This is a genomic window from Plantactinospora sonchi, from assembly GCF_036422035.1.
GTDB lineage: Bacteria > Actinomycetota > Actinomycetes > Mycobacteriales > Micromonosporaceae > Plantactinospora > Plantactinospora sonchi.
Window position 1 is genome coordinate 229,584 of record NZ_JAZGQK010000006.1, and the last position, 19,383, is coordinate 248,966.

A 19,383-nucleotide genomic window follows, 5' to 3' on the forward strand; every position below is an offset into this window, starting at 1 on the left:
GTTACGAAGAACCATCGATCCGGGGTGGCCATCTACCTAAGATTCTTCGGCCGGTGGTGCACCTCACCTAATAATCGTTGGCACCGCCGTCCCCCGTGCGGTTCAATGGACTCATCAGGCGCGAAGACAACCGAATAGCAGGGGGCGCACCACCAATGAGCATGATCGACCGATTCCGCAACCGTCGGAACAGCGCGCGTCGCGCGCGGGCGATCGAGCGCGCACTGCGGGCCACCAACTCGCCCGCGGTACGCGACGAGATCCTCATCGCCGCGCAGCGTTTCTACGGCTGACCTCCACAGACTCTCCTCATCTCCTCACCAGATCGACGGCCCACCCGGTCCTCCCCGGGTGGGCCGTCGGCGTTCCGGCACCGCGAGCCACCGGGATTCCGTCGCCCGCACACCGACCGGTACGGTTGGCACGGTCGTCGCCCGACCGGCCGCCCGGGCTTCCGGGTGGACCGCGACAGCTTGATGCGCTCGTTTGACCGGGGCCGGCGACCGGTGCTGCTCAGGCGGCACCGGTCTCGACCGGCTACGGTGCGAGAAGCTTGCCCAGCCGGTTCCGCGCCGCCGTCCCCCGGCAACCGGGCCGGAGAAACGGCGCGCGAGATCGGCGCGGCCGACACGTGATTGAGGAGGCGCGCGCATGACGTCCGAGGAATCGCAGCACCCCGGCCGCTGGCCGGACGAGGCTGCGCCGGGCGCCGCAGGCCCAGCCCCGTACGGCAGCAACGCACCGCACGACGACCGGTTCCCGCCGCAGGGTGCCGGTACCCCGCCGCCCGATTTCGGGTGGGCACCCCCGCCGCCACCGGCCGGCCGCGCCAGCGCCCCCGGCCCGTGGGACGAGCCCGCCGGAGGCCAGCCGGGCACGCCCGGCTGGGGAGCCCCCGGTCCCGAGTCCGGTGGTCCGCGCCCCCAGCAGGACGCCTGGGGTGCCCCGCCGGCCGCTCCGCCCCGACCGGCCGGTGACGCCGGCAACTACCCGCCGGAATGGGGCGCCGCCCCGAACCCGGACGGCCCACCGGCCTGGGGCGGGTCCGCGCCGTCCGCCGTACCCCCCGCGCAGCAGAGTGGCCCACCGGCACCGGGCGGCCCCGCGCCGTACCCCGGCCAGCCCGGCGACGCCGGCGGCCCGCCGAGTTACCCGCTGCCCAACCGGGGCGCCGCGGCCATGCCCGAGCCCTGGCCGGCCAACGAGGCATGGGGTTCGGCCGCCCCCCGGGCGGAATCCGCACCGACCGACTCCCCGCAGCCGTCGCCCGACTTCTCCCGCCCCGAGCCGGACCCGTCGGCCGGCGGATTCCCGTCCCCGGCGACCTGGGCGCCGCAGCCGCCGAGCTGGTCGCCGCCGGCCGGAGCCGGCGTCGGTACCCCGCCCGGTGCCTTCGAGTCGCCCCGGCCCGAGTCCGACCGGGGCGAGCCGGCCGGCCCGGCAGGTGGCTACCAGCCGCCGCCGGCACCCGGCTTCGCCGCCGGCAACCCGGTGCCGCTGCCCCCTCAGGAGACCCGTGTCCCCGGGGCGAGCCTGGCCGCCGAACCACCGGCCGACTACACACCCTCCGACTACCCCCCGCAGGGCGGCTTCGCCCCGCAGGCCGATTTCTCGGCGGGGCGGGAGCCGGGCGGCTGGACGCCGGGCGGTTACCCGGACAGCGCCGCCGAGGCGGCTCCGCAGTCTCCCGCTGCCCAGGTCCCCCAACCCCGTACGCCGACCGAGTCGGCGGCCGGCCGGGTCTCCGTGCCCGGGTTGGAACAGTCGGAGGCCGAACCGGCTCGGGCGGCCACCGGCCGCGCGGTGGCCGGTAGCGCCGCCGTACCGCCGGGAAGCCGGGTCACCCCCGGCGATCTCGGGGGCGCGTCGCAGATGCCGGCTCCGCAACCCCGGGTGTACGGCCGCCCCGCCAGCTCCGACGAGCCCGAGCAGCCCAGCACTCCCGAACCGGGCTGGGAGCCCGACCGGCCGAACGTGCCCGAGCAGCGCGGCTGGGACGCCGACCGCCCGAGCACACCCGAACAGCGGGGCTGGGACGCCGACCGCCCGAGCACACCCGAACAGCGGGGCTGGGACGCCGACCAGCCGAACGTGCCCGAGCAGCGCGGCTGGGACGCCGACCGCCCGGGTCCGGATGCCGGTGACCAGCCGGGGGCGGGCATCTACGGCATGCCGCCCGCCCACCCCGGGCCGGCGGCCGCCGGTGCCTTCGCTGGCCCGGCCGGCCGGAACGCCGCGCCCGACGCTGACGCACCACCGGCCGGACTGCCGCACCAGCGGCCCGCTCCGGGCGATTTCGGACCTGACAACTTCGCCGGACCCGGCGACCCGTACGGCCCGGGCAACCGCCCCGGGCCGGACAACCCCTTCGGACCACGACCCGGCGACCGGGCTGACGAGGGCTTCGGCCCCCGGCCCGGCGCCGACGAGGGCTTCGGACCACGCCCCGGGGACCGGCACGACGAGGGCTTCGGCCCCCGGCCCGGCGCGGACGAGGGCTTCGGACCACGCCCTGGCGAGCGACCGGACGGCGAGGGCGCGTTCAGTCCCGACAACCTCGCGGGACCGGGCGACCCGTACGGCCCGGGCAACCGCCCCGGGCAGGACGGCCCCTTCGGACCGCGACCGGGCGACCCGTCGTTCGGTCCGGACGGCGGCTTCGGCACCGCTCCGGGCGGCCGCCCCGGCCAGGACGGCCCGTTCGGCGCACGCCCAGGACAGGACGGGCCCTTCGGCGCCCCTCCCAGCGAGCACCCCGGGCCCGACGGCCCATTCGGTGCCCGTCCCGGGCAGGACGGTCCGTTCGGCGCACGCCCAGGACAGGACGGGCCCTTCGGCGCCCCTCCCGGCGAGCACCCCGGGCCCGACGGCCCGTTCGGTGCCCGTCCCGGGCAGGACGGCCCGTTCGGCGCACGCCCAGGCGAGCACCCCGGCCAGGACGGTCCGTTCGGGCCACGACCGGGCGACCCGTCGTTCGGTCCGGACAGCGGCTTCGGCGCCGGTCCGGGCAACCGGCCGGGGCCGGGCGGCCCGTTCGGTCCCGACGGCGGCTTCGGCGCCGCACCCGGCGGTCGACCGGGCGGCGACGGGCCCTTCGGACCCGGCGGTGACGTCCGCACCGTCGGCCCGGGCGGTGCTCCCTTCGGCGACCTGATGGGGCCTGGCGGACCGGCGGGGCAGAACGGGGCCCGGGCCGGCGCGCCCGGCGGGCTCGACACCGACCGGTTCGGCCCGGGTGGCTACGGAGCCGCGCCCGGAGCACCGGCACCGGCGTACCCGCCACCGGCACCCGGGGGCGGCTTCGGCGGCGCTCCGGCCGGTCCCGGCTGGGGCGGACCGGGCGACTCCGAGCAGGGGCGGTTCGACTCGTTCAAGCCGGAACCGAAGCCGGAACCGACAGCCGAGCCGCCGGTGCCGCAGGTACGCAACGGCCGGGTACTGCTCCTGGTGCTGACCGCTGCCGTACTGCTGCTGGCCATCCCGCTCGGCACGCTCTGGGCGCTCGGCAAGATGGGTGGCGGGGACTCCGGGTCACCGGCGAGCTTCAACCCGGCGGTGGGCACCTGTGTGAAGGAGTCGGGCAACGAGCCGGTGGCCGCCGACTGTGCCGAGGGCGGCGCGTTCAAGGTGGTCGCGAAGGTCGACAACGCGGAGAAGTGCGAGGACCGGAGCCAGCCGACGATCGTGCTGCCCGGTGACAAGAAGGAGGTGCTCTGCCTCCAACCGGCCGCCGCCGGCTGACCAGAGCTTCCGACCACGCGCCCCCGGCACCCGGTTCGACCCGGTGCCGGGGGCGCCGTCGTGTGCCGGAGTGGTTCCGGGACCGCCGAGCAGGCGGTGCGACACGTTGGGGCAGGATGGGGGCCATGGCTGAGATACGTACCGCCCGGGTCCGCGCTCCGGAGTTCCGGGGTCGCGGTTGGCTCAACACGGGCGGTCGGGAGCTGACTCTCTCCGACGTACGCGGCAAGATCGCGATTCTGGACTTCTGGACGTTCTGCTGCATCAACTGCCTGCACGTGCTGGACGAGCTGCGTCCGCTCGAGGAGAAGTACGGCGACGTACTGGTGGTGATCGGGGTCCACTCGCCGAAGTTCGAGCACGAGCGCGACCCGGAGGCCCTGGCCGCCGCCGTCGAGCGGTACGGCGTGCACCACCCGGTCCTCGACGATCCGGAACTGATCAGTTGGCAGCAGTACGCCGCGAAGGCCTGGCCGACCCTGAGCGTGATCGACCCCGAGGGGTACGTGGTCGCCTCGATGGCCGGGGAGGGGCACGCCGAGGGGCTGTCCCGGCTGATCGACGAGTTGATCGAGACTCACGAGGCCAGGGGCACCCTGCACCGGGGCGAGGGCCCGTACGTGCCGCCCGCCGAGCCGGACACCGTGCTGCGCTTTCCCGGCAAGGCCCTGGCACTCGACGACGGCACGTTGCTGGTCTCCGACTCGGCCCGGCACTCGCTGGTCGAGTTGGCCGCCGACGGCGAGACGGTGCTGCGTCGGATCGGCACCGGCGAGCGTGGTCGTACCGACGGGCTTGCCGAGGCCGCCGAGTTCTCCGAGCCGCAGGGGCTGTGCCGGCTGCCCGCGCACGTGGCGGAGATCGCCGGGTACGACCTGGTCGTCGCCGACACCGTCAACCACCTGCTCCGGGGCGTACGGCTGGCGAGCGGTGAGGTGAGCACGGTCGCCGGTTCGGGCCGGCAGTGGCGCTCGACGGTCGACGACCACGCGCACGACGCCCTCGCGATCGACCTCTCCTCCCCCTGGGATCTCGCCTGGTACGACGACAAGGTCGTCATCGCGATGGCCGGTATCCACCAGCTCTGGTGGTTCGACCCGGTGAAGCGGACCGCCGGGGTATACGCCGGCACCACGGTGGAGGCGTTGCGGGACGGGCCGCTGCCGGATGTCTGGCTGGCCCAGCCGTCCGGGCTCTCCGTCTCGGCGGACGGCCGGCGGCTCTGGCTCGCCGACAGCGAGACCAGCGCGTTGCGGTACGTCGAGGACGGGGCGCTGCACACCGCCGTCGGGCAGGGGCTCTTCGACTTCGGCCACGTGGACGGCCCGGCCGGGCAGGCGCTGTTCCAGCATCCGCTGGGCGTCTGTGCGCTGCCGGACGGCTCGGTACTGGTGGCCGACACCTACAACGGGGCGGTCCGCCGGTACGACCCGGAGACCGACCTTGTCTCGACGGTGGCGGACGGGTTGGGCGAGCCGAGCGACCTGGTGCTCACCGCCGACGGCGGGGTGCTGGTGGTCGAGTCGTCGGCGCACCGGCTGACCCGGCTGGCGCCGGGGGCGCTCTCGGCGGCCGGTGCCAGCACGGTGGCCGGGGCCCGGCACCGGACCGAGCGGCCGCCGACCGACCTGGCCGCCGGCGAACTGACCCTGGACGTGATCTTCGAGCCGCCGCCGGGGCAGAAGCTGGACGACTCGTTCGGGCCATCGACCCGGCTGGAGGTCTCGGCGTCCCCGCCGGAGCTACTGATCGACGGCGCCGGGACGGGCACCGAGTTGTCCCGGCGGCTGGTGCTGAACGACCAGGTGACCGAGGGGGTGCTGCAGGTCGTCGCCCAGGCCGCCACCTGCGACGCCGAGGCGGAGTACGCCGCCTGTCACCTGACCCGGCAGGACTGGGGGGTGCCGGTGCGGATCACGTCGGACGGCGTACACCGGCTGCCGCTGGTCCTGCGCGGCCTGGACAGCTGAAACGCCACGCCACGTCGGCCACGCCGTGGGCCGACGTGGCCGTTTCCCGTGGCTGTGGGGCACCGCCCGGCCTGCTGGCCGTCCTGGTCCGACCGCCGTGGGTCGACGTCGCGGGTGCTTCCGCCGGTACGTGACGCGTCACACTACCGCCGAGTAACCTACGGTGTCGTAACCTGTCTGGGTGAGCGCTTCCCCACCGATTCGACTGCGCCCCGTCGACCTGGGCAAGCCCCGGATGCGCGGTTGGCTGCACGCGTACGCGTTTTTTGTCGCGCTGGTCGCCGGGGCCGTGCTCTGCGGCATCGCGGCGACCCGGCCCGGTTGGACACCGCTGGTCAGCTGCCTGATCTACAGCATCACGGTCTGCGGCCTCTTCGGCACCAGCGCCCTCTACCACCGTCGGGTCTGGTCCGAGCGCGGCTACCAGTTGATGCGGCGGATGGACCATTCGATGATCTTCGTGTTCATCGCCGGGACGTACACGCCGTTCTGTCTGCTGGTGCTCTCCGCGCCCAAGGCGACCGTGCTGCTGCTGACGGTCTGGGTCGGCGCGCTGCTCGGGGTGGCGACGAAACTCGTCTGGCCGGGGGCGCCCCGCTGGGTCTCCGCGCCGCTCTATCTCGCGCTGGGCTGGGTCGCCGTCGCGGTGCTGCCGGACATCCTGCACCGCGGCGGGGTCACCATCCTGGTGCTGCTGGTGGCGGGCGGGGCCGCGTACAGCATCGGTGCCGTCTGCTACGCCCTACGCCGACCCAACCCCTGGCCCACCGTCTTCGGCCACCACGAGTTCTTCCACGCCTGCACCCTGGTGGCGGCGATCTGTCACCACGTGGCGATCTACTTCGCCCTGTTCGCCTGACCGCTCAGAGCGGACGGGCGGGACGACGTACCTCGCGGTACTCCTCGACGACCTGGTCCCGCGGGCTCGGCACCACCCTCGGCTCCGGGGTCGCCGGGGTGGCGACGACGGTACGACGACGGCTGCGCCAGAAGTACGCGGTCATGGCCAGACCCACCACACCGGCGAGCATCAGTACCCAGCCGACGACGTTCAGGTCTAGCCAACCCGTACCGACGTTCACCGCGAACGCGAGGATCGCCCCCAAGGCGATCAGAAAGATGCTTCCACCGATGCCCATCGTTCCGCCTCTCTAGGCTGTCGCCGTGCGGTTCGACCGGCCTGGACCGGCCGCCGCGCCCATTCGGGATCGCGGCACACATCGACATACCCAGGCGGCACAAAACCGAATCAGGCAAGCTGGTGACAACCTCGCGGACAGCGGCCGGCCGGCCTCCCGGGAGCCGGGTGACGCCGGCGCCGTACCGGACGGCACGGAGGCCACCGGGGGCAGGGACCGTACCGAGTGGAGGAGTGGGAGCAGGGTGACAGACGACCAGGCGGCCGCGACGGGCGGTCCGGACGTACCGTCGGGCGGGTCGGTGCGGCACCTCGTGCTGCTCCGGCACGCGAAGGCCGGGCAGCCGACCAACGGCATGCAGGACGCCGACCGGCCGCTCACCGCGCGCGGGCACGCGGACGCGGCCGCGGCCGGCGCCTGGCTGCGTTACGAGGGTTACCTGCCGGAGGCGGTCAGCTGCTCCCCGGCCAAGCGCACCCGGCAGACCTGGCACGACGTCGCGCTCGGCATGGCGGCGCCCCCGACGCGTCCGCTCACCACCCAACCCGGCGCGGACACCGCGATGGCCGCACCGACCGTCCGGTACACGGCACAGATCTACCACGGGTACGCCGGCGACCTGCTCGACCTGGTCCGGGCCACCGATCCGGCCGTGGCCACGCTGTTGCTGATCGGGCACAACCCGACCATCTCCGAGCTGTCCACTCTGCTCGATCCGGTGCACGCCGCTCCGGACGGGCTCCGGACCGGCGGCATCGTGGTACACCGGGTCGAGGGCGACTGGGCGGAGCTACGGGAGCAGGCCGGCCCGATCGTCAAGTGGCACACCGCCCGGGGCTGAACCGGACAGTTCTCCGGACGGTGCCGTGGCCGGTCAGGTCGGCGGCGCGCTCGGTGGTGGCGGATCGGGTGGTGGCGGCATCATGGCGGTCGGATGGGACAACCGGTTCTCCTCGACGATGAGGGTCCGGGCCCGCTTCTTCCGGTCCTGCCAGTACCAGAGGGTGGTGAGCAGGACGGCGGCGCCGGCCACGATGAAGACCCAGCCGACGGCGCGCAGGTCCAGCCACCAGATGTTCGCCCGTACGGCGAACGTCAGGATGGCGCCCAGTGTGATGAGAAAAATCCCCGTACCGATGCCCATGTCCGCTGCACTCCCCCGTGCGATGGCTCGTGGGCTTTCATGACAAATCCGGCTCTGCGCAACTAATCTGCTCCAGGCCACAGATCCGGCCCTGTGCGAAGAAAAACGGCCATGCTCACAAGGCCGGTCAAAGTGCTCCTGGCACCGTCTCCAGAATAGCGCGAAGGCCGGCGAGCAGTCCGCTCGCCGGCCTTCGAGATGGCCCTGGAACAGCTCAGAAAGCGTCCTCCGGAAGGTCCATCAGGTCCAGGTCGGCGCCCTGCAGGATCCGCCGGTCGGCACCGATGCGGGGCAGCACCTCGCGGGCGAAGAACCGGGCGGCGGCCAGCTTGCCGGTGTAGAACGCCTTGTCCGCCTCGGAGACCTCGCCGCCGAGCGCCCGCAGTGCGACGTCCGCCTGCCGCTGCAGCAGCCAGCCGACGATCAGGTCGCCGACGGCGAGCAGGAACCGGCGGCTGCTCAGCCCGACCTTGTACAGCGTGCGCGGGTCGTCCTGCGACTCGCCGAGCCAACCGGTCATCGTGCCGAGCATGGCCTGGACGTCACCGAGCGCCCGACCCAGCGCGAGCCGCTCCTCCTTGAGCTGTCCGTCGCCCTTGTCGGCGGACTCCACCCCGGTGGCCGCACCCGACTCCACAAAGGCCTGGATCTCCCCGGCCACCGTCAGCAGGCTCTTTCCGCCGTCCCGGACGATCTTCCGGAAGAAGAGGTCGAGGCTCTGGATCGCGGTCGTACCCTCGTAGAGGGTGTCGATCTTCGCGTCGCGGACGTACTGCTCCAGCGGGTAGTCCTGGAGGAAACCGGAACCGCCGAACGTCTGCAGCGACTCGTGACCGAGCAGCTCGTACGCCCGTTCCGAGCCGACACCCTTGACCAGCGGCAGCAACAGGTCGTTGACGCCCTTGGCCCGCTTCGCGGTCGACTCGTCACCGGCCGCCTCCGCCACGTTGATCCGGTCCTGCCACGTCGCGGTGTAGCAGACCAGGGCACGCAGCCCCTCGGTGTACGCCTTCTGCAGCATCAGCGAACGGCGGACGTCGGGGTGGTGGGTGATGGTGACCCGGGGGGCGTTCTTGTCGGTCGACCGGAGCAGGTCGGCGCCCTGCACCCGGTTCTTCGCGTACTCCAGGGCGTTGAGGTAGCCGGTGGAGAGGGTGGCGATGGCCTTGGTGCCCACCATCATCCGGGCGTACTCGATGATCAGGAACATCTGCCGGATGCCGTCGTGCACGTCACCGAGCAGCCAGCCCTTGGCCGGTACGCCGTGCTCACCGAAGGTCATCTCGCAGGTGTTCGAGACCCTGAGCCCCATCTTGTGCTCGAGGTTGGTGGCGTAGACGCCGTTGCGCTCGCCCAGCTCGCCGGTCTCCTCGTCGAAGTGGAACTTCGGCACGACAAAGAGCGACAGGCCCTTGGTGCCCGGACCGCCGACCCCCTCGACGCCGACCGGCCGGGCCAGGACGTAGTGGATGATGTTGTCGGTCAGGTCGTGCTCACCGCTGGTGATGAATCGCTTGACGCCCTCGATGTGCCAGGAACCGTCGGGCTGCGGAATCGCCCTGGTCCGCCCGGCGCCGACGTCCGAGCCGGCGTCCGGCTCGGTGAGCACCATCGTGGAGGCCCACTGCTTCTCGACGAAGAGCTGCGCCCACCTCTTCTGCCGCTCGGTGCCCTCCCGGTAGAGGGTGTGCGCGAACGAGGGGCCGCCGGCGTACATCCACAGTGGTGCGTTGGCGCCGAGGATCAGCTCGGCCGCCGACCACCAGAGCGCGCGGGGCGCCTGGGTGCCGTCCAGTTCGGCGGGCAGGTCCATCCGCCAGAACTCGGACGCCATCAGCGCCCGGTACGACTTCTTGAAGGCCTCCGGCAGCGGCGCGGTGTGGGTGGCCGGGTCGAAGACCGGCGGGGTGCGGTCGCTGGAGGCGTAGCTGGCCGCGAGTTCCGTCCGGGCCAGCCGGTCGACCTCGGCGAGCACGCTGCGGGCCGTGTCGACGTCCAGTTCGGAGTACGGCTCCCGGCCGAACGCCTGGCCCGCGTCGAAGACCTCGAAGAGGTTGAACTCGAGGTCGCGCAGGTTGCTCCTGTAGTGGGTCATGACGCTTGGCCCCCCGCCTCCGAACACGTGTTACCCGGCAGTAACTGAGGCTATATTACTCGTGGGTAGTAAAGTCCGGTCCCGCCTGCCGAGTGATGACCGCCACACCCCGCCCACGGTCGGCTCAGCCGTCCGAGCTGCCGACCTCCCAACTCGGTACGGCGACGGTGGTTGCCGGGCGCGGCCCGGGGTACTCCAACAGGACCAGGGCGATGTCGTCGTCGAGGCGACCGCGTACCCACTCCACCAGCGCGGTCTCCAGGGAGGCCAGCCCGTCACCGACGGTGCCGTGCCCGAGCAGCCGCCAGGCCCGGTCCGCGGTGGGGAAGAACTCGCCGTCCCGCCGCGCCTCGCCGAGACCGTCGGTGAAGAGCAGCAGCCGGTCGCCCGGCTCGAGCCGCTCGACCCGGGGCCGGACCACCGGCATGAAGCCCAGCGGCGGCGCGGGCGCCGGCGGCTCCAACGGGATCACCTGCCCCCGCCGGAGCAGCAGCGGCGGCGGATGACCACAGTTCACGATGGTCAGCGTGCCGCCCCGCTCCTCGACCAGCGCCGCCGTCACGAAGTCCTCGTCGCCGACGTTGCGGGCCACCGCCCGGTCGAGATCGGTGACGATCGCCCGCAGGTCCGCCCGCTCGTACGCGACGTGCCGGTACGAGCCGAGGACGATGCTGGCCAGCCGGACCGCGTCCAGCCCCTTGCCCCGTACGTCGCCGATGATGATCCGTACGCCGTACGGGGTGTCGATCGCCTCGTACAGGTCACCGCCGATGTCCGCCTTCGCGGTGGCCGAGATGTAGTGGCCGGCCACCGCCAGACTGCCGACCTGCGGACCGACCGGACGCAGCACGGCCTGTTGGGCGACCGAGGCGAGCTTGGACAACTCGACGATCCGCTCCGCCTGCCGCTGCCGGATCACCGCGAACAGGGCGGCGACGGTCGTCGTCAGGACGATGCCGACGATGTCGACGACGGCCACGAGCGGGCTGACGTGCCCGCTGCTGGCCAACGACACCGCGAGCACGGCGGCCACCGCGCCGACCGCGAGGACCATCCGCCAGGACGCCAGCGCGGCCGCCAGGAAGGGTGCCGCCGCGACCAGCCCGACATAGCTGACCTTCGATTCCCTGTCGGCCAGTTCCAGCGCCGAGACGAGCGCGAGCAGCACGAGGGCCGCGCCGAGACCGGCGCGGGAACCAGGGCTCAGCGGGCGACCGCCCGATGGCATCAGTTGCATGGGTACGCGGAACAGCATGCCTGATCGACGCGCGCGATTGTACGAAGTTGGCTCCTCGTCCGAGCGGGTTCTGGCCACTGGCGCATCCAACCCTCACGGTTCCGCCGGACTTCGTCAGGCGGTCAGCCAACGGTTGCAGGTCGAATGAACATTCCTCACACTCCGGATCGGCCGACCCGCCGGCATGCGGCGACCCGACCTCCGGAACCCGTTCAGCCGAGGATCTGGTACGTGACGTCGGCCTCGCCCTGGCCGAGCGGGGCGATCGCGGCGAACGCCGCCCGGGACAGGTCGATGCAGCGACCGTCGACGTACGGGCCCCGGTCGTTGATCCGGACCACCACCGACTTGCCGTTCGCCGGGTTGGTGACCCGTACCCGGGTGTTGAACGGCAGGGTCTTGTGCGCGGCGGTCAACGCGTCCGGGTTGAACGCCTCGCCGTTCGCGGTGACCTGGCCCTGGTCGTAGTACGACGCTCCGCAGGACCCGCTCCCGACCACCTGCTCCTTGGCGGTGCTGCTGGGCGACGGCTTCCTGGTCGCGGTCGACCGCTTGGTGGGGGTGGACCGGGACGGGGTCGGCCGGGTCGTCGACCTGGAGGCGTGCTCCGGCGCGCGGGTCGGCGCGACGGTGGTCGGGCTCGGGATGGGGCTGGTCGCGGTCGGGGTGGGGGTGTCCAGACCCGTCGGCGTCACCGTGTCCGCCACGGACGACACCGCCGCGGTGTCCTGCCCGGCGCTGAGCTGCACCGCCCCGGCGGCACCGCCACCGACCAGCGCGACGGCGACCGCGCCGGCCGCCACCAGGCCGGTCCGGGACCTGAAGAACCGTACTCGGGCATGCTTTCCCGCCACGGGCGCGTCCTTTCGTACGACGACTGAGATCGGGTCGGACCGTAACGAGAGCGGTACTTCGGAAGTCAACGTGATCACGGCTATTCGTCCGGATTTGTGGTGAAACCTCTAGCCGATCATCCGACCCCCGCTGGGTCGTACGGGCCCACGTCGGTCCAGGCCGGGCCCGGACCGGGAGAATGGCCAGGATGCGGGCTGAGCTGACCGGACGGCTGATCGAAGCGTTCCGCTGGACCGACCCCGGTCCGGAGAGCACCCACCTGGTCAGCGACACCTCCGGCTGGTGGCGGGACCCCACCATCCTCGGCGCCCTCGGACCGGCCCTGGCCGAGCCGTTCCGGGCGGCACAGCCCACCGTCGTCATCGCCCCCGAGGCCACCGGCCTGCTGCTCGGCCCGCTGGTGGCGTACGCGCTCGGCACCGGCTTCCTGCCGGCGTACAAGAACACCGGGGAGCGGCAGATCGCCGAAGCGACCACCTGGGCCTGGACCGGAACGGACTACCGGGGGCGCCGGCTCGCCCTCGGCGTACGCGAACGGCACCTCGGCCCCGCCGACCGGGCCCTGGTGGTGGACGACTGGGTGGCCAGCGGCGCCCAACTGCGGGCCCTGCACGAACTGGTCGCCGCCCGGGGCGCCACGGTGGTCGGGACGAGCGCGATCATCGCCGAATGTCCACCGGCGGTGGCCAGCGAGCTACGGCTGGTCAGCCTGCTCCACGCGGCCGACCTCGGCGGACCCGCCGACTGAGCCGCGGGCCCGGCGCCACGGGCGGGCGAACGCAGCACCGGGTGACGACCTGAACCACCCCGGATCGCCGGCGGTCCACCGGTTATCCACAGGGCCGCGCGGTTCTCCACAGGTTGTTCACAACGCCAGCCCCGATTGACCACGCCCGGTCCCTACAGTCGGCGGCATGCATGAACGCCGGATCCTGGTCGTGGAGGACGAACACACCATCGCCGAGTCGGTCGCGGCCCGACTGCGGGCCGAGGGATTCCTGGTGGAGATAGCCCGGGACGGGCCGGGTGCGGTCGACGCCTTCCGCCGCTACCGCCCCGAACTGGTGGTGCTCGACGTCATGCTGCCCGGCTTCGACGGGCTGGAGGTCTGCCGCCGGATCCAGGCTGACCGCCCGGTGCCGGTACTGATGCTGACCGCCCGCGACGACGAGACGGATCTGCTGGTCGGGCTCGCGGTCGGTGCCGACGACTACCTGACGAAGCCGTTCTCGCTGCGCGAGCTGGCCGCCCGGGTGCACGCACTGCTGCGCCGGGTCGACCGGGCGGCGAGCGCGGCGAGTCAGCGCCCGGAGATCCTCCGGATCGGCGACCTGGAGATCAACCAGGCGGAACGCCGGGTCCGACGGCAGGGGGTCGAGGCACACCTGACCCCGACCGAGTTCGACCTGCTGGTCCACTTCGCCAGCCGGCCCCGCGCCGTACTGCCCCGGGAACGGCTGCTCGCCGACGTCTGGGGCTGGGCGGACGGCTTCGGCACCCGGACCGTCGACAGCCACGTCAAGGCCCTGCGCCGCAAACTCGGCCCCGATCTGATCCGAACCGTGCACGGTGTCGGTTACGCCCTGGAGGTCCCGGCGTGAAAGCCCTGCTGACCGCGTACGACCGGGCGATGGACGTACTGCCCAGGCCGCTGGACCCGATCCGGTCGATCAAGTTCAAACTCGGCATCCTGCTGGTCGGCTCGGGAGCTGTCGGAATCCTGGTGTTCCGGCTCGGCATCGGCTGGCTGCCACCGAAGACCACCCTCACCGCGATCGGGCTCGCCCTGCTGACCTCGCAGATCCTCGCCCACGGCGTCACCTCCCCGCTGCGCGAGATGACCGCCGCGGCCCGGGCGATGGCCCGGGGCGACTACACCCGGCGGGTGCGGGCCACCTCCCGGGACGAGGTCGGCGAGCTGGCGGTGGCGTTCAACCAGATGGCCGGCGACTTGGCCGAGGCCGACCGGCGGCGCCGGGAACTCATCGCCAACGTCTCGCACGAACTGCGTACGCCGATCACCGCGCTGCAGGGTGTACTGGAGAACATCGTCGACGGCGTCGCGGAGCCGGACCTGCCCACCCTGCGGATCGCGCTGACCCAGACCGAGCGGCTCGGCCACCTGGTCGCCGACCTGCTCGACCTGTCCCGGTTGGACGCCGGTGTGCTGCCGCTGCGTCGGCAGCAACTCGACGTCGCCGACTTCCTGGACGAGGTCGTCCAACAGGCCACCGTCAACGCCGTCGGCGCCGGGCGCGACGTCCGGTTCGAGGTACGCCCGGAGTTGACGAAACTGCACGTCGAGGCCGACCCCCGGCGACTGCACCAGGTCTTCGCCAACCTGCTGGACAACGCCGCCCGACACAGCCCGCCCGGCGGCACCGTGCTGGTCACCGCCGACCGGGTCGGCAACCAACTGCGGTTCGAGGTCATCGACGAGGGCGAGGGCATCCCGGAACGTCTCCGGTCGGAGGTGTTCGAACGCTTCACCCGAGGCGAACGACCCAGCGGCGGCGGGACCGGCCTCGGACTCGCCATCGCGCACTGGGTCGTGGAACTGCACGGCGGCACCATCGCGGTCACCGACCCGCCGGTCACCACCGCCGACCAGCCCGGTGCGGCGCCTCCGAGCGGCTGTCGCATCCAGGTGAGCCTGCCGCTGTCCACCGAAGTCGAGCTGTCCGATCCCCTCCTGGAGCGACGATGAGCAGCACCGAACCGAACGAGTCCGCACCGACGGCGGGCCGTGACCCGAAACCGGGACCGACGCCCACTCCGGCACCGACACCACGGGGGTCGGTGCCGGAGGGGGTGCTCCCGCCCGGAGGCCAGCCGTCCGGCGGCCAGCCGTCCGGAGGTTGGCAGCCACCGGGTGGGGCACCCGCCGACAGGCCCGCACCGGGCAACGCCAACGCCGTCCCGGGCGGTGGCCCCGGAGCCGTCCCGGGCAATGCCAACGCCGTCCCGAGCGGCCCTGGCGCTGTCCCGGGCGGCGCCAACGCCGTCCCGGGCGGTGGCCCTGGCGCTGTCCCGGGCGGTGCCGGCGGTACGCCGACGGGGGCGGCAGTTGCCACGATGACCGGCGTACCCGCAGGCGCGGCGCCGGGGGCGGCAGTTGCCACGATGACCGGCGTACCCGCAGGCGCGGCGCCGGGGGCGGCCGGGCGGCCGGCTGGTGCGCCGGCGTGGGCGGACCGCACCGGTTATCCGGCCATGGCGGCGGGCTGGCACGCACCCCGACCGCCGTCGGTGCTGCACCGGCGCTGGCCCGGGCCCCGGGCCGGCGCACCTCGCGCGGTCGTCGGCAGTGTGGCCGCGGCGGCGGCCGTCGCGGCGGTCACCATCCCGCTGAGCCGACCCGGCCTCGGCTGGCTGCTGGCCGGGATCGCCGGTACGGCCGCGCTGGTGGTCGCCGCCTGGTCGGCGAACGGCCGGCCAGCGGCGGCCGACAGTGGACAACCGGCGGCAACCGACGGAGGACAGTCGACCGGGACCTCCGCCACCCAACCGTCGGAGCCCGCCACCCGCCCGGACGCCACCGCCACCGCCTCCACCGGCACCGCCACCGCCACCGCCACCGCCACCGGCACCGGCACCGGCACCGGCACCGGCCAGGATCCGGCGGCACCCGCCAACCGGCAGCATCCCGGCACCGACGCCGGACAGGTCACCGGCCCGGCCGTCGGGCGGCTGCGGCGGATCGGCCCGACCCGGCCGCTCTGGGCGCTCGCGACCCTGGCGCTGCTCGCGGTCGGCACCGTACGGGCGGCCGGCTGGCTGTTCGTGCTCTGCCTGCTGACCGCCGGGGTGACCGCGGCACTGACCGTGGCGGACGGACGTTCGCTACGCGGACTCCTGCTCTCCGGGCTGATCCCGCTGGCGGCGGTGTTGCGGGCGCTGCCCTGGGCCGCCCGGGGACTGAACGGCCCGCAACGCCCGGAGGGCGGGGGCAGGTTCGGCCGTACCTTCGGCGCCGTAGCCGTCTCGCTCCTCCTGCTGCTGGTCTTCGGACTGCTGCTCTCCTCGGCCGACGCCGCCTTCGCCGTGCAACTCGACCGGGTACTGCCGGACCTCTCGGTGCCCGTGGTGTTCCGGTGGATCTTCCTGTTCGTCGCGGTCGGCGCGGGCCTGATCGGCGCGGCGTACGTGCTCGCCGCCCCGCCCGACCTGACCGGCCTGGCCGTCGGGACCGGCCGGGGCCGGCTGCGCCGCTTCGAGTGGATGCTGCCGGTGGCCCTGCTGGACCTGCTCTTCGCCGGTTTCGTCGCCGTCCAGCTCACCACCCTGTTCGGCGGCGACGACCACGTGCTGCGTACGGCCGGACTGACCTACGCCGAGTACGCCCGCAGTGGGTTCTGGCAACTGCTGGCCGTCTCGGTACTCGTCCTGCTGGTGATCGGTGCCGCCGGCTGGTGGGCGCCCCGGAACGGGCGTACCGACCGGGTGCTGATCCGACTGCTGCTCGGCGCGCTCACCCTGCTCAGCCTGGTGATCGTCGGCTCCGCGCTGTACCGGATGGACGTCTACGCCGACGCGTACGGCGCCACCCGGCTCCGCCTGCTGGTGGCGGTCTGCGAACTCTGGATCGGACTGCTCTTCGTCCTGGTCGCGGCGGCCGGGATCCGGCTGACCGGCGCCTGGCTGCCCCGGCTCGCCGTCGGTACGGCGGTGCTCGCCCTGCTCGGCCTCGCGATCGCCAACCCCGACCGGCTGATCGCCGAACGCAACGTCGACCTGTGGGCGAAGACCGGACGGATCGACATCTGGTACCTCTCCGGGCTCTCCGCCGACGCGGTACCGGCGTTGGACCGGCTGCCCGAGTCGCTGCGCCGCTGCGCCCTGACCCCGATCTTCACCGAGCTGGCGGAGCGGGGCGACGCGAACGGGTTCCGCGACAACCGGCGCGAGCGGAACGACGACTGGCACGAGTTCAATCTCGGCCGTGCCGAGGCCCGGCGGATTCTCACCGAACATCCGGTCCCCTCGGCACGGTCGTCGATGTCCCTGCCATCCACCGGGTGCAGCTGACCCGTCCGATCGTCCGGCATCCGGGCCGCACCACTTGACATCCGGGCCGGGGCGGTGAGACTGCCGGAATGGCCAGCCCCATCGATCCTGCACCGGATCCGGGTCCGCCGGCGGCACCGCCCCGACGGACCCGGGTGGTGCTGGCCGAGGTGACCCGGCGACGGACCGGCACCGAGGCGACCCGGGCGGAGCTGACCCAGCAGACCCAGGTCGGCGAGGCACTGGTGCGGGGACTGGTCCGGGCCCAACTCGCCCTCGCGCTGCGGCTGTCCCTGGTGGTCGCGGTCGGTCTCGGCGGGCTGCCGCTGCTCTTCGCCATCGCCCCGGAGACGGGGGCGGCGAAACTGTTCGGGGTCAACCTGCCCTGGCTGCTGCTGGGGGCCGCCGCGTTCCCGTTCCTGGTCGCCGTCGGCTGGACGTACGTGCACCTGGCCGAACGGAACGAGCAGGACTTCACCGACGTCGTCCAGCGGCCGGAGCGTTGAGCGGTGGGCAACCCGTACACGGTGCCGGCGATCATCGCGGTGACCCTGGTCACGGTCGCGATCGGCTTCTACGGCCTGACCCTGGCCCGGACCACCTCCGACTTCCTGGTCGCCTCCCGGATGGTCAGTCCGACCTGGAACGCGGCGGCGATCGGCGGTGAATACCTCTCCGCCGCCTCCTTCCTCGGCATCGCCGGCCTGGTGCTCAAGTACGGCGTCGACGTGCTCTGGTACCCGGTCGGGTTCGCCGCCGGCTACCTGGCGCTGCTGCTCTTCGTCGCCGCGCCGCTGCGCCGGTCCGGGGCGTTCACCCTGCCCGACTTCTGCGAACTGCGGCTCGGCTCGCGGCGGCTGCGCAAGCTCGCCACGGTTTTTGTGGTCTTCATCGGCTGGCTCTACCTGGTGCCGCAGTTGCAAGGCGCCGGGCTGACCCTGACCACGGTCGCCGGCGGGCCGTACGAGCTGGGCGCACTGCTGGTCGGGGCGGTGGTGACCGCGAACGTGGCACTCGGCGGGATGCGGGCGGTCACCTTCGTGCAGGCGTTCCAGTACTGGCTGAAGCTGACCGCGCTCGCCGTACCGGCGATCTTCCTGGTCCTGCAGTGGCAGTCGGACGGCCGGCCGGCGGTGACGCCGGAGGCCGGCGCGGTCTTCCCGGCCGCGACCACCGTCACGGTCGAGCAGGCCGCCACGCTCACCCTGGCCGACGGCACGACCCGGGAGGTACGCCCCGGCGAGCAGCTCTCGTTCGCGGCCGGTGACCCGGTGCCGGAGATCTCCAGTGTGGACGCCGTCAACGGACCCGACTGGCTGCTGCCGAGCATGGCCGGCGACGACGACCGGGGACTCTTCGCCACCTACTCACTGATCCTGGCGACCTTCCTCGGCACGATGGGGCTGCCGCACGTACTCGTCCGCTTCTACACCAACCCGGACGGCGCCGCCGCCCGCCGGACCACCCTGGTGGTGCTGGCCATGGTCGGCGCCTTCTACCTCTTCCCCACCCTGTACGGCGTACTCGGCCGGATCTACACCCCACAGCTGCTGTTGACCGGCCGGACCGACGCCGTGGTGGTGCTGCTGCCCGAGGCGGCGCTCGGCGGTGGGCTGACCGGGCAGCTGCTGGCCGCCCTGGTCGCCGCCGGGGCGTTCGCCGCCTTCCTCTCCACCTCGTCCGGACTGCTGACCAGCGTGGCCGGAGTGCTCTCCACCGACGTGCTCGGCCACGGTTCGGTACGCGACTTCCGGCTGGCCACGATCGTCGCCGGAGCGGTTCCGGTGGTGTTGGCGCTGAACGTCTCCGGGCTGGACGTCTCGCAGGTCGTCGGGCTGGCCTTCGCGGTCGCCGCGTCCAGTTTCTGCCCGCTGCTGGTGCTCGGCATCTGGTGGCGAGGGTTGACCGACGTCGGGGCGGCGGCGGGAATCCTGGCCGGTGGCGGGGCGGCGGTCGGGGCGGTGCTCTTCACCGTCGTCGGACCGGAACTGTCCGGTTGGCCCGCCGTACTGATCGCCCAGCCGGCCGCCTGGACCGTGCCGCTCGCCTTCACCGTGATGGTCACCGCCTCGTGGGCTACCCGACGCCGGGCCCCGTCGGACGTGGCGGCGACGATGCTCCGGCTGCACGCCCCGGAGGCCCTCCGCCTCTGACATCTAAGGAAGGGCCCCCTGTTATCGCTTCTTGTATAGGAA

General features: G+C 73.0%; 16 protein-coding genes. 11 read left to right on the forward strand and 5 right to left on the reverse strand.

The features are described 5' to 3' along the window. Positions 1 to 161: 161 nt before the first annotated feature. The 4 genes from V1633_RS07450 to trhA all read left to right on the forward strand — a co-directional run bounded on the left by V1633_RS07450 (position 162) and on the right by trhA (position 6,570). The gene (locus V1633_RS07450) at positions 162 to 293 is read left to right on the forward strand and encodes a hypothetical protein (protein ID WP_331213831.1); all 132 of its coding nucleotides are present in this window, start codon (positions 162 to 164) and stop codon (positions 291 to 293) included. Positions 294 to 651: 358 nt separating this feature from the next. Next, positions 652 to 3,741, forward strand: coding sequence for a hypothetical protein (locus V1633_RS07455; RefSeq protein ID WP_331213448.1), 3,090 nt, complete (start codon positions 652 to 654; stop codon positions 3,739 to 3,741). A gap of 134 nt (positions 3,742 to 3,875) precedes the next feature. Further along, positions 3,876 to 5,711 (forward strand): NHL domain-containing thioredoxin family protein, encoded by a 1,836-nt coding sequence (locus tag V1633_RS07460; RefSeq protein ID WP_331213802.1) that lies wholly within the window; start codon positions 3,876 to 3,878, stop codon positions 5,709 to 5,711. Between the two features lie 235 nt (positions 5,712 to 5,946). Continuing rightward, the gene (trhA, locus tag V1633_RS07465; RefSeq protein WP_407951988.1) at positions 5,947 to 6,570 is read left to right on the forward strand and encodes a PAQR family membrane homeostasis protein TrhA; all 624 of its coding nucleotides are present in this window, start codon (positions 5,947 to 5,949) and stop codon (positions 6,568 to 6,570) included. A 4-nt stretch (positions 6,571 to 6,574) separates the two neighbouring features. On the opposite strand, the gene V1633_RS07470 is transcribed toward trhA, so the two are convergent. Next, positions 6,575 to 6,850 carry a DUF6458 family protein gene (locus V1633_RS07470; protein ID WP_331213450.1) on the reverse strand — a complete coding sequence of 92 codons (276 nt, stop codon included), beginning with the start codon at positions 6,848 to 6,850 and terminating at the stop codon, positions 6,575 to 6,577. A gap of 244 nt (positions 6,851 to 7,094) precedes the next feature. Between V1633_RS07470 and V1633_RS07475 the strand changes: the two genes are divergently transcribed. Then, complete coding sequence (locus V1633_RS07475) at positions 7,095 to 7,691, forward strand: SixA phosphatase family protein (RefSeq protein ID WP_331213451.1); 597 nt, start codon at positions 7,095 to 7,097, stop codon at positions 7,689 to 7,691. A gap of 33 nt (positions 7,692 to 7,724) precedes the next feature. Here the strand turns inward: V1633_RS07475 and V1633_RS07480 are convergent, their stop codons facing one another. From V1633_RS07480 to V1633_RS07495, 4 genes are all read right to left on the reverse strand, one after another. Next, positions 7,725 to 7,994, reverse strand: coding sequence for a DUF6458 family protein (locus V1633_RS07480; protein ID WP_331213452.1), 270 nt, complete (start codon positions 7,992 to 7,994; stop codon positions 7,725 to 7,727). 214 nt (positions 7,995 to 8,208) lie between these two features. Then, the gene (locus V1633_RS07485; protein WP_331213453.1) at positions 8,209 to 10,089 is read right to left on the reverse strand and encodes an acyl-CoA dehydrogenase; all 1,881 of its coding nucleotides are present in this window, start codon (positions 10,087 to 10,089) and stop codon (positions 8,209 to 8,211) included. 124 nt (positions 10,090 to 10,213) lie between these two features. Then, positions 10,214 to 11,344, reverse strand: coding sequence for a PP2C family protein-serine/threonine phosphatase (locus V1633_RS07490; RefSeq protein ID WP_331213454.1), 1,131 nt, complete (start codon positions 11,342 to 11,344; stop codon positions 10,214 to 10,216). A 194-nt stretch (positions 11,345 to 11,538) separates the two neighbouring features. After that, positions 11,539 to 12,180, reverse strand: a complete 642-nt coding sequence (locus V1633_RS07495) for a septal ring lytic transglycosylase RlpA family protein (RefSeq protein ID WP_331213455.1) — start codon at positions 12,178 to 12,180, stop codon at positions 11,539 to 11,541. 188 nt (positions 12,181 to 12,368) lie between these two features. Between V1633_RS07495 and V1633_RS07500 the strand changes: the two genes are divergently transcribed. The 6 genes from V1633_RS07500 (at position 12,369) to V1633_RS07525 (ending at position 19,341) form a co-directional block, all read left to right on the forward strand. Next, the gene (locus V1633_RS07500; protein ID WP_331213456.1) at positions 12,369 to 12,929 is read left to right on the forward strand and encodes a phosphoribosyltransferase; all 561 of its coding nucleotides are present in this window, start codon (positions 12,369 to 12,371) and stop codon (positions 12,927 to 12,929) included. 166 nt (positions 12,930 to 13,095) lie between these two features. Beyond that, entirely contained in the window at positions 13,096 to 13,782 is a 687-nt protein-coding gene (locus V1633_RS07505; RefSeq protein ID WP_331213457.1) for a response regulator transcription factor, read from the forward strand. Further along, positions 13,779 to 14,888, forward strand: coding sequence for a HAMP domain-containing sensor histidine kinase (locus V1633_RS07510; RefSeq protein WP_456238633.1), 1,110 nt, complete (start codon positions 13,779 to 13,781; stop codon positions 14,886 to 14,888). The genes V1633_RS07505 and V1633_RS07510 overlap by 4 nt, the downstream gene beginning before the upstream one ends. 368 nt (positions 14,889 to 15,256) lie before the next feature. Continuing rightward, positions 15,257 to 17,209: a DUF4153 domain-containing protein gene (locus tag V1633_RS07515; protein WP_331213459.1), complete on the forward strand. Its 1,953-nt coding sequence runs from the start codon at positions 15,257 to 15,259 to the stop codon at positions 17,207 to 17,209. Positions 17,210 to 17,277: 68 nt separating this feature from the next. Further along, positions 17,278 to 17,694 (forward strand): DUF485 domain-containing protein, encoded by a 417-nt coding sequence (locus tag V1633_RS07520; protein ID WP_331213460.1) that lies wholly within the window; start codon positions 17,278 to 17,280, stop codon positions 17,692 to 17,694. A 3-nt stretch (positions 17,695 to 17,697) separates the two neighbouring features. Next, complete coding sequence (locus V1633_RS07525) at positions 17,698 to 19,341, forward strand: sodium/solute symporter (protein ID WP_331213461.1); 1,644 nt, start codon at positions 17,698 to 17,700, stop codon at positions 19,339 to 19,341. Positions 19,342 to 19,383: the final 42 nt, after the last annotated feature.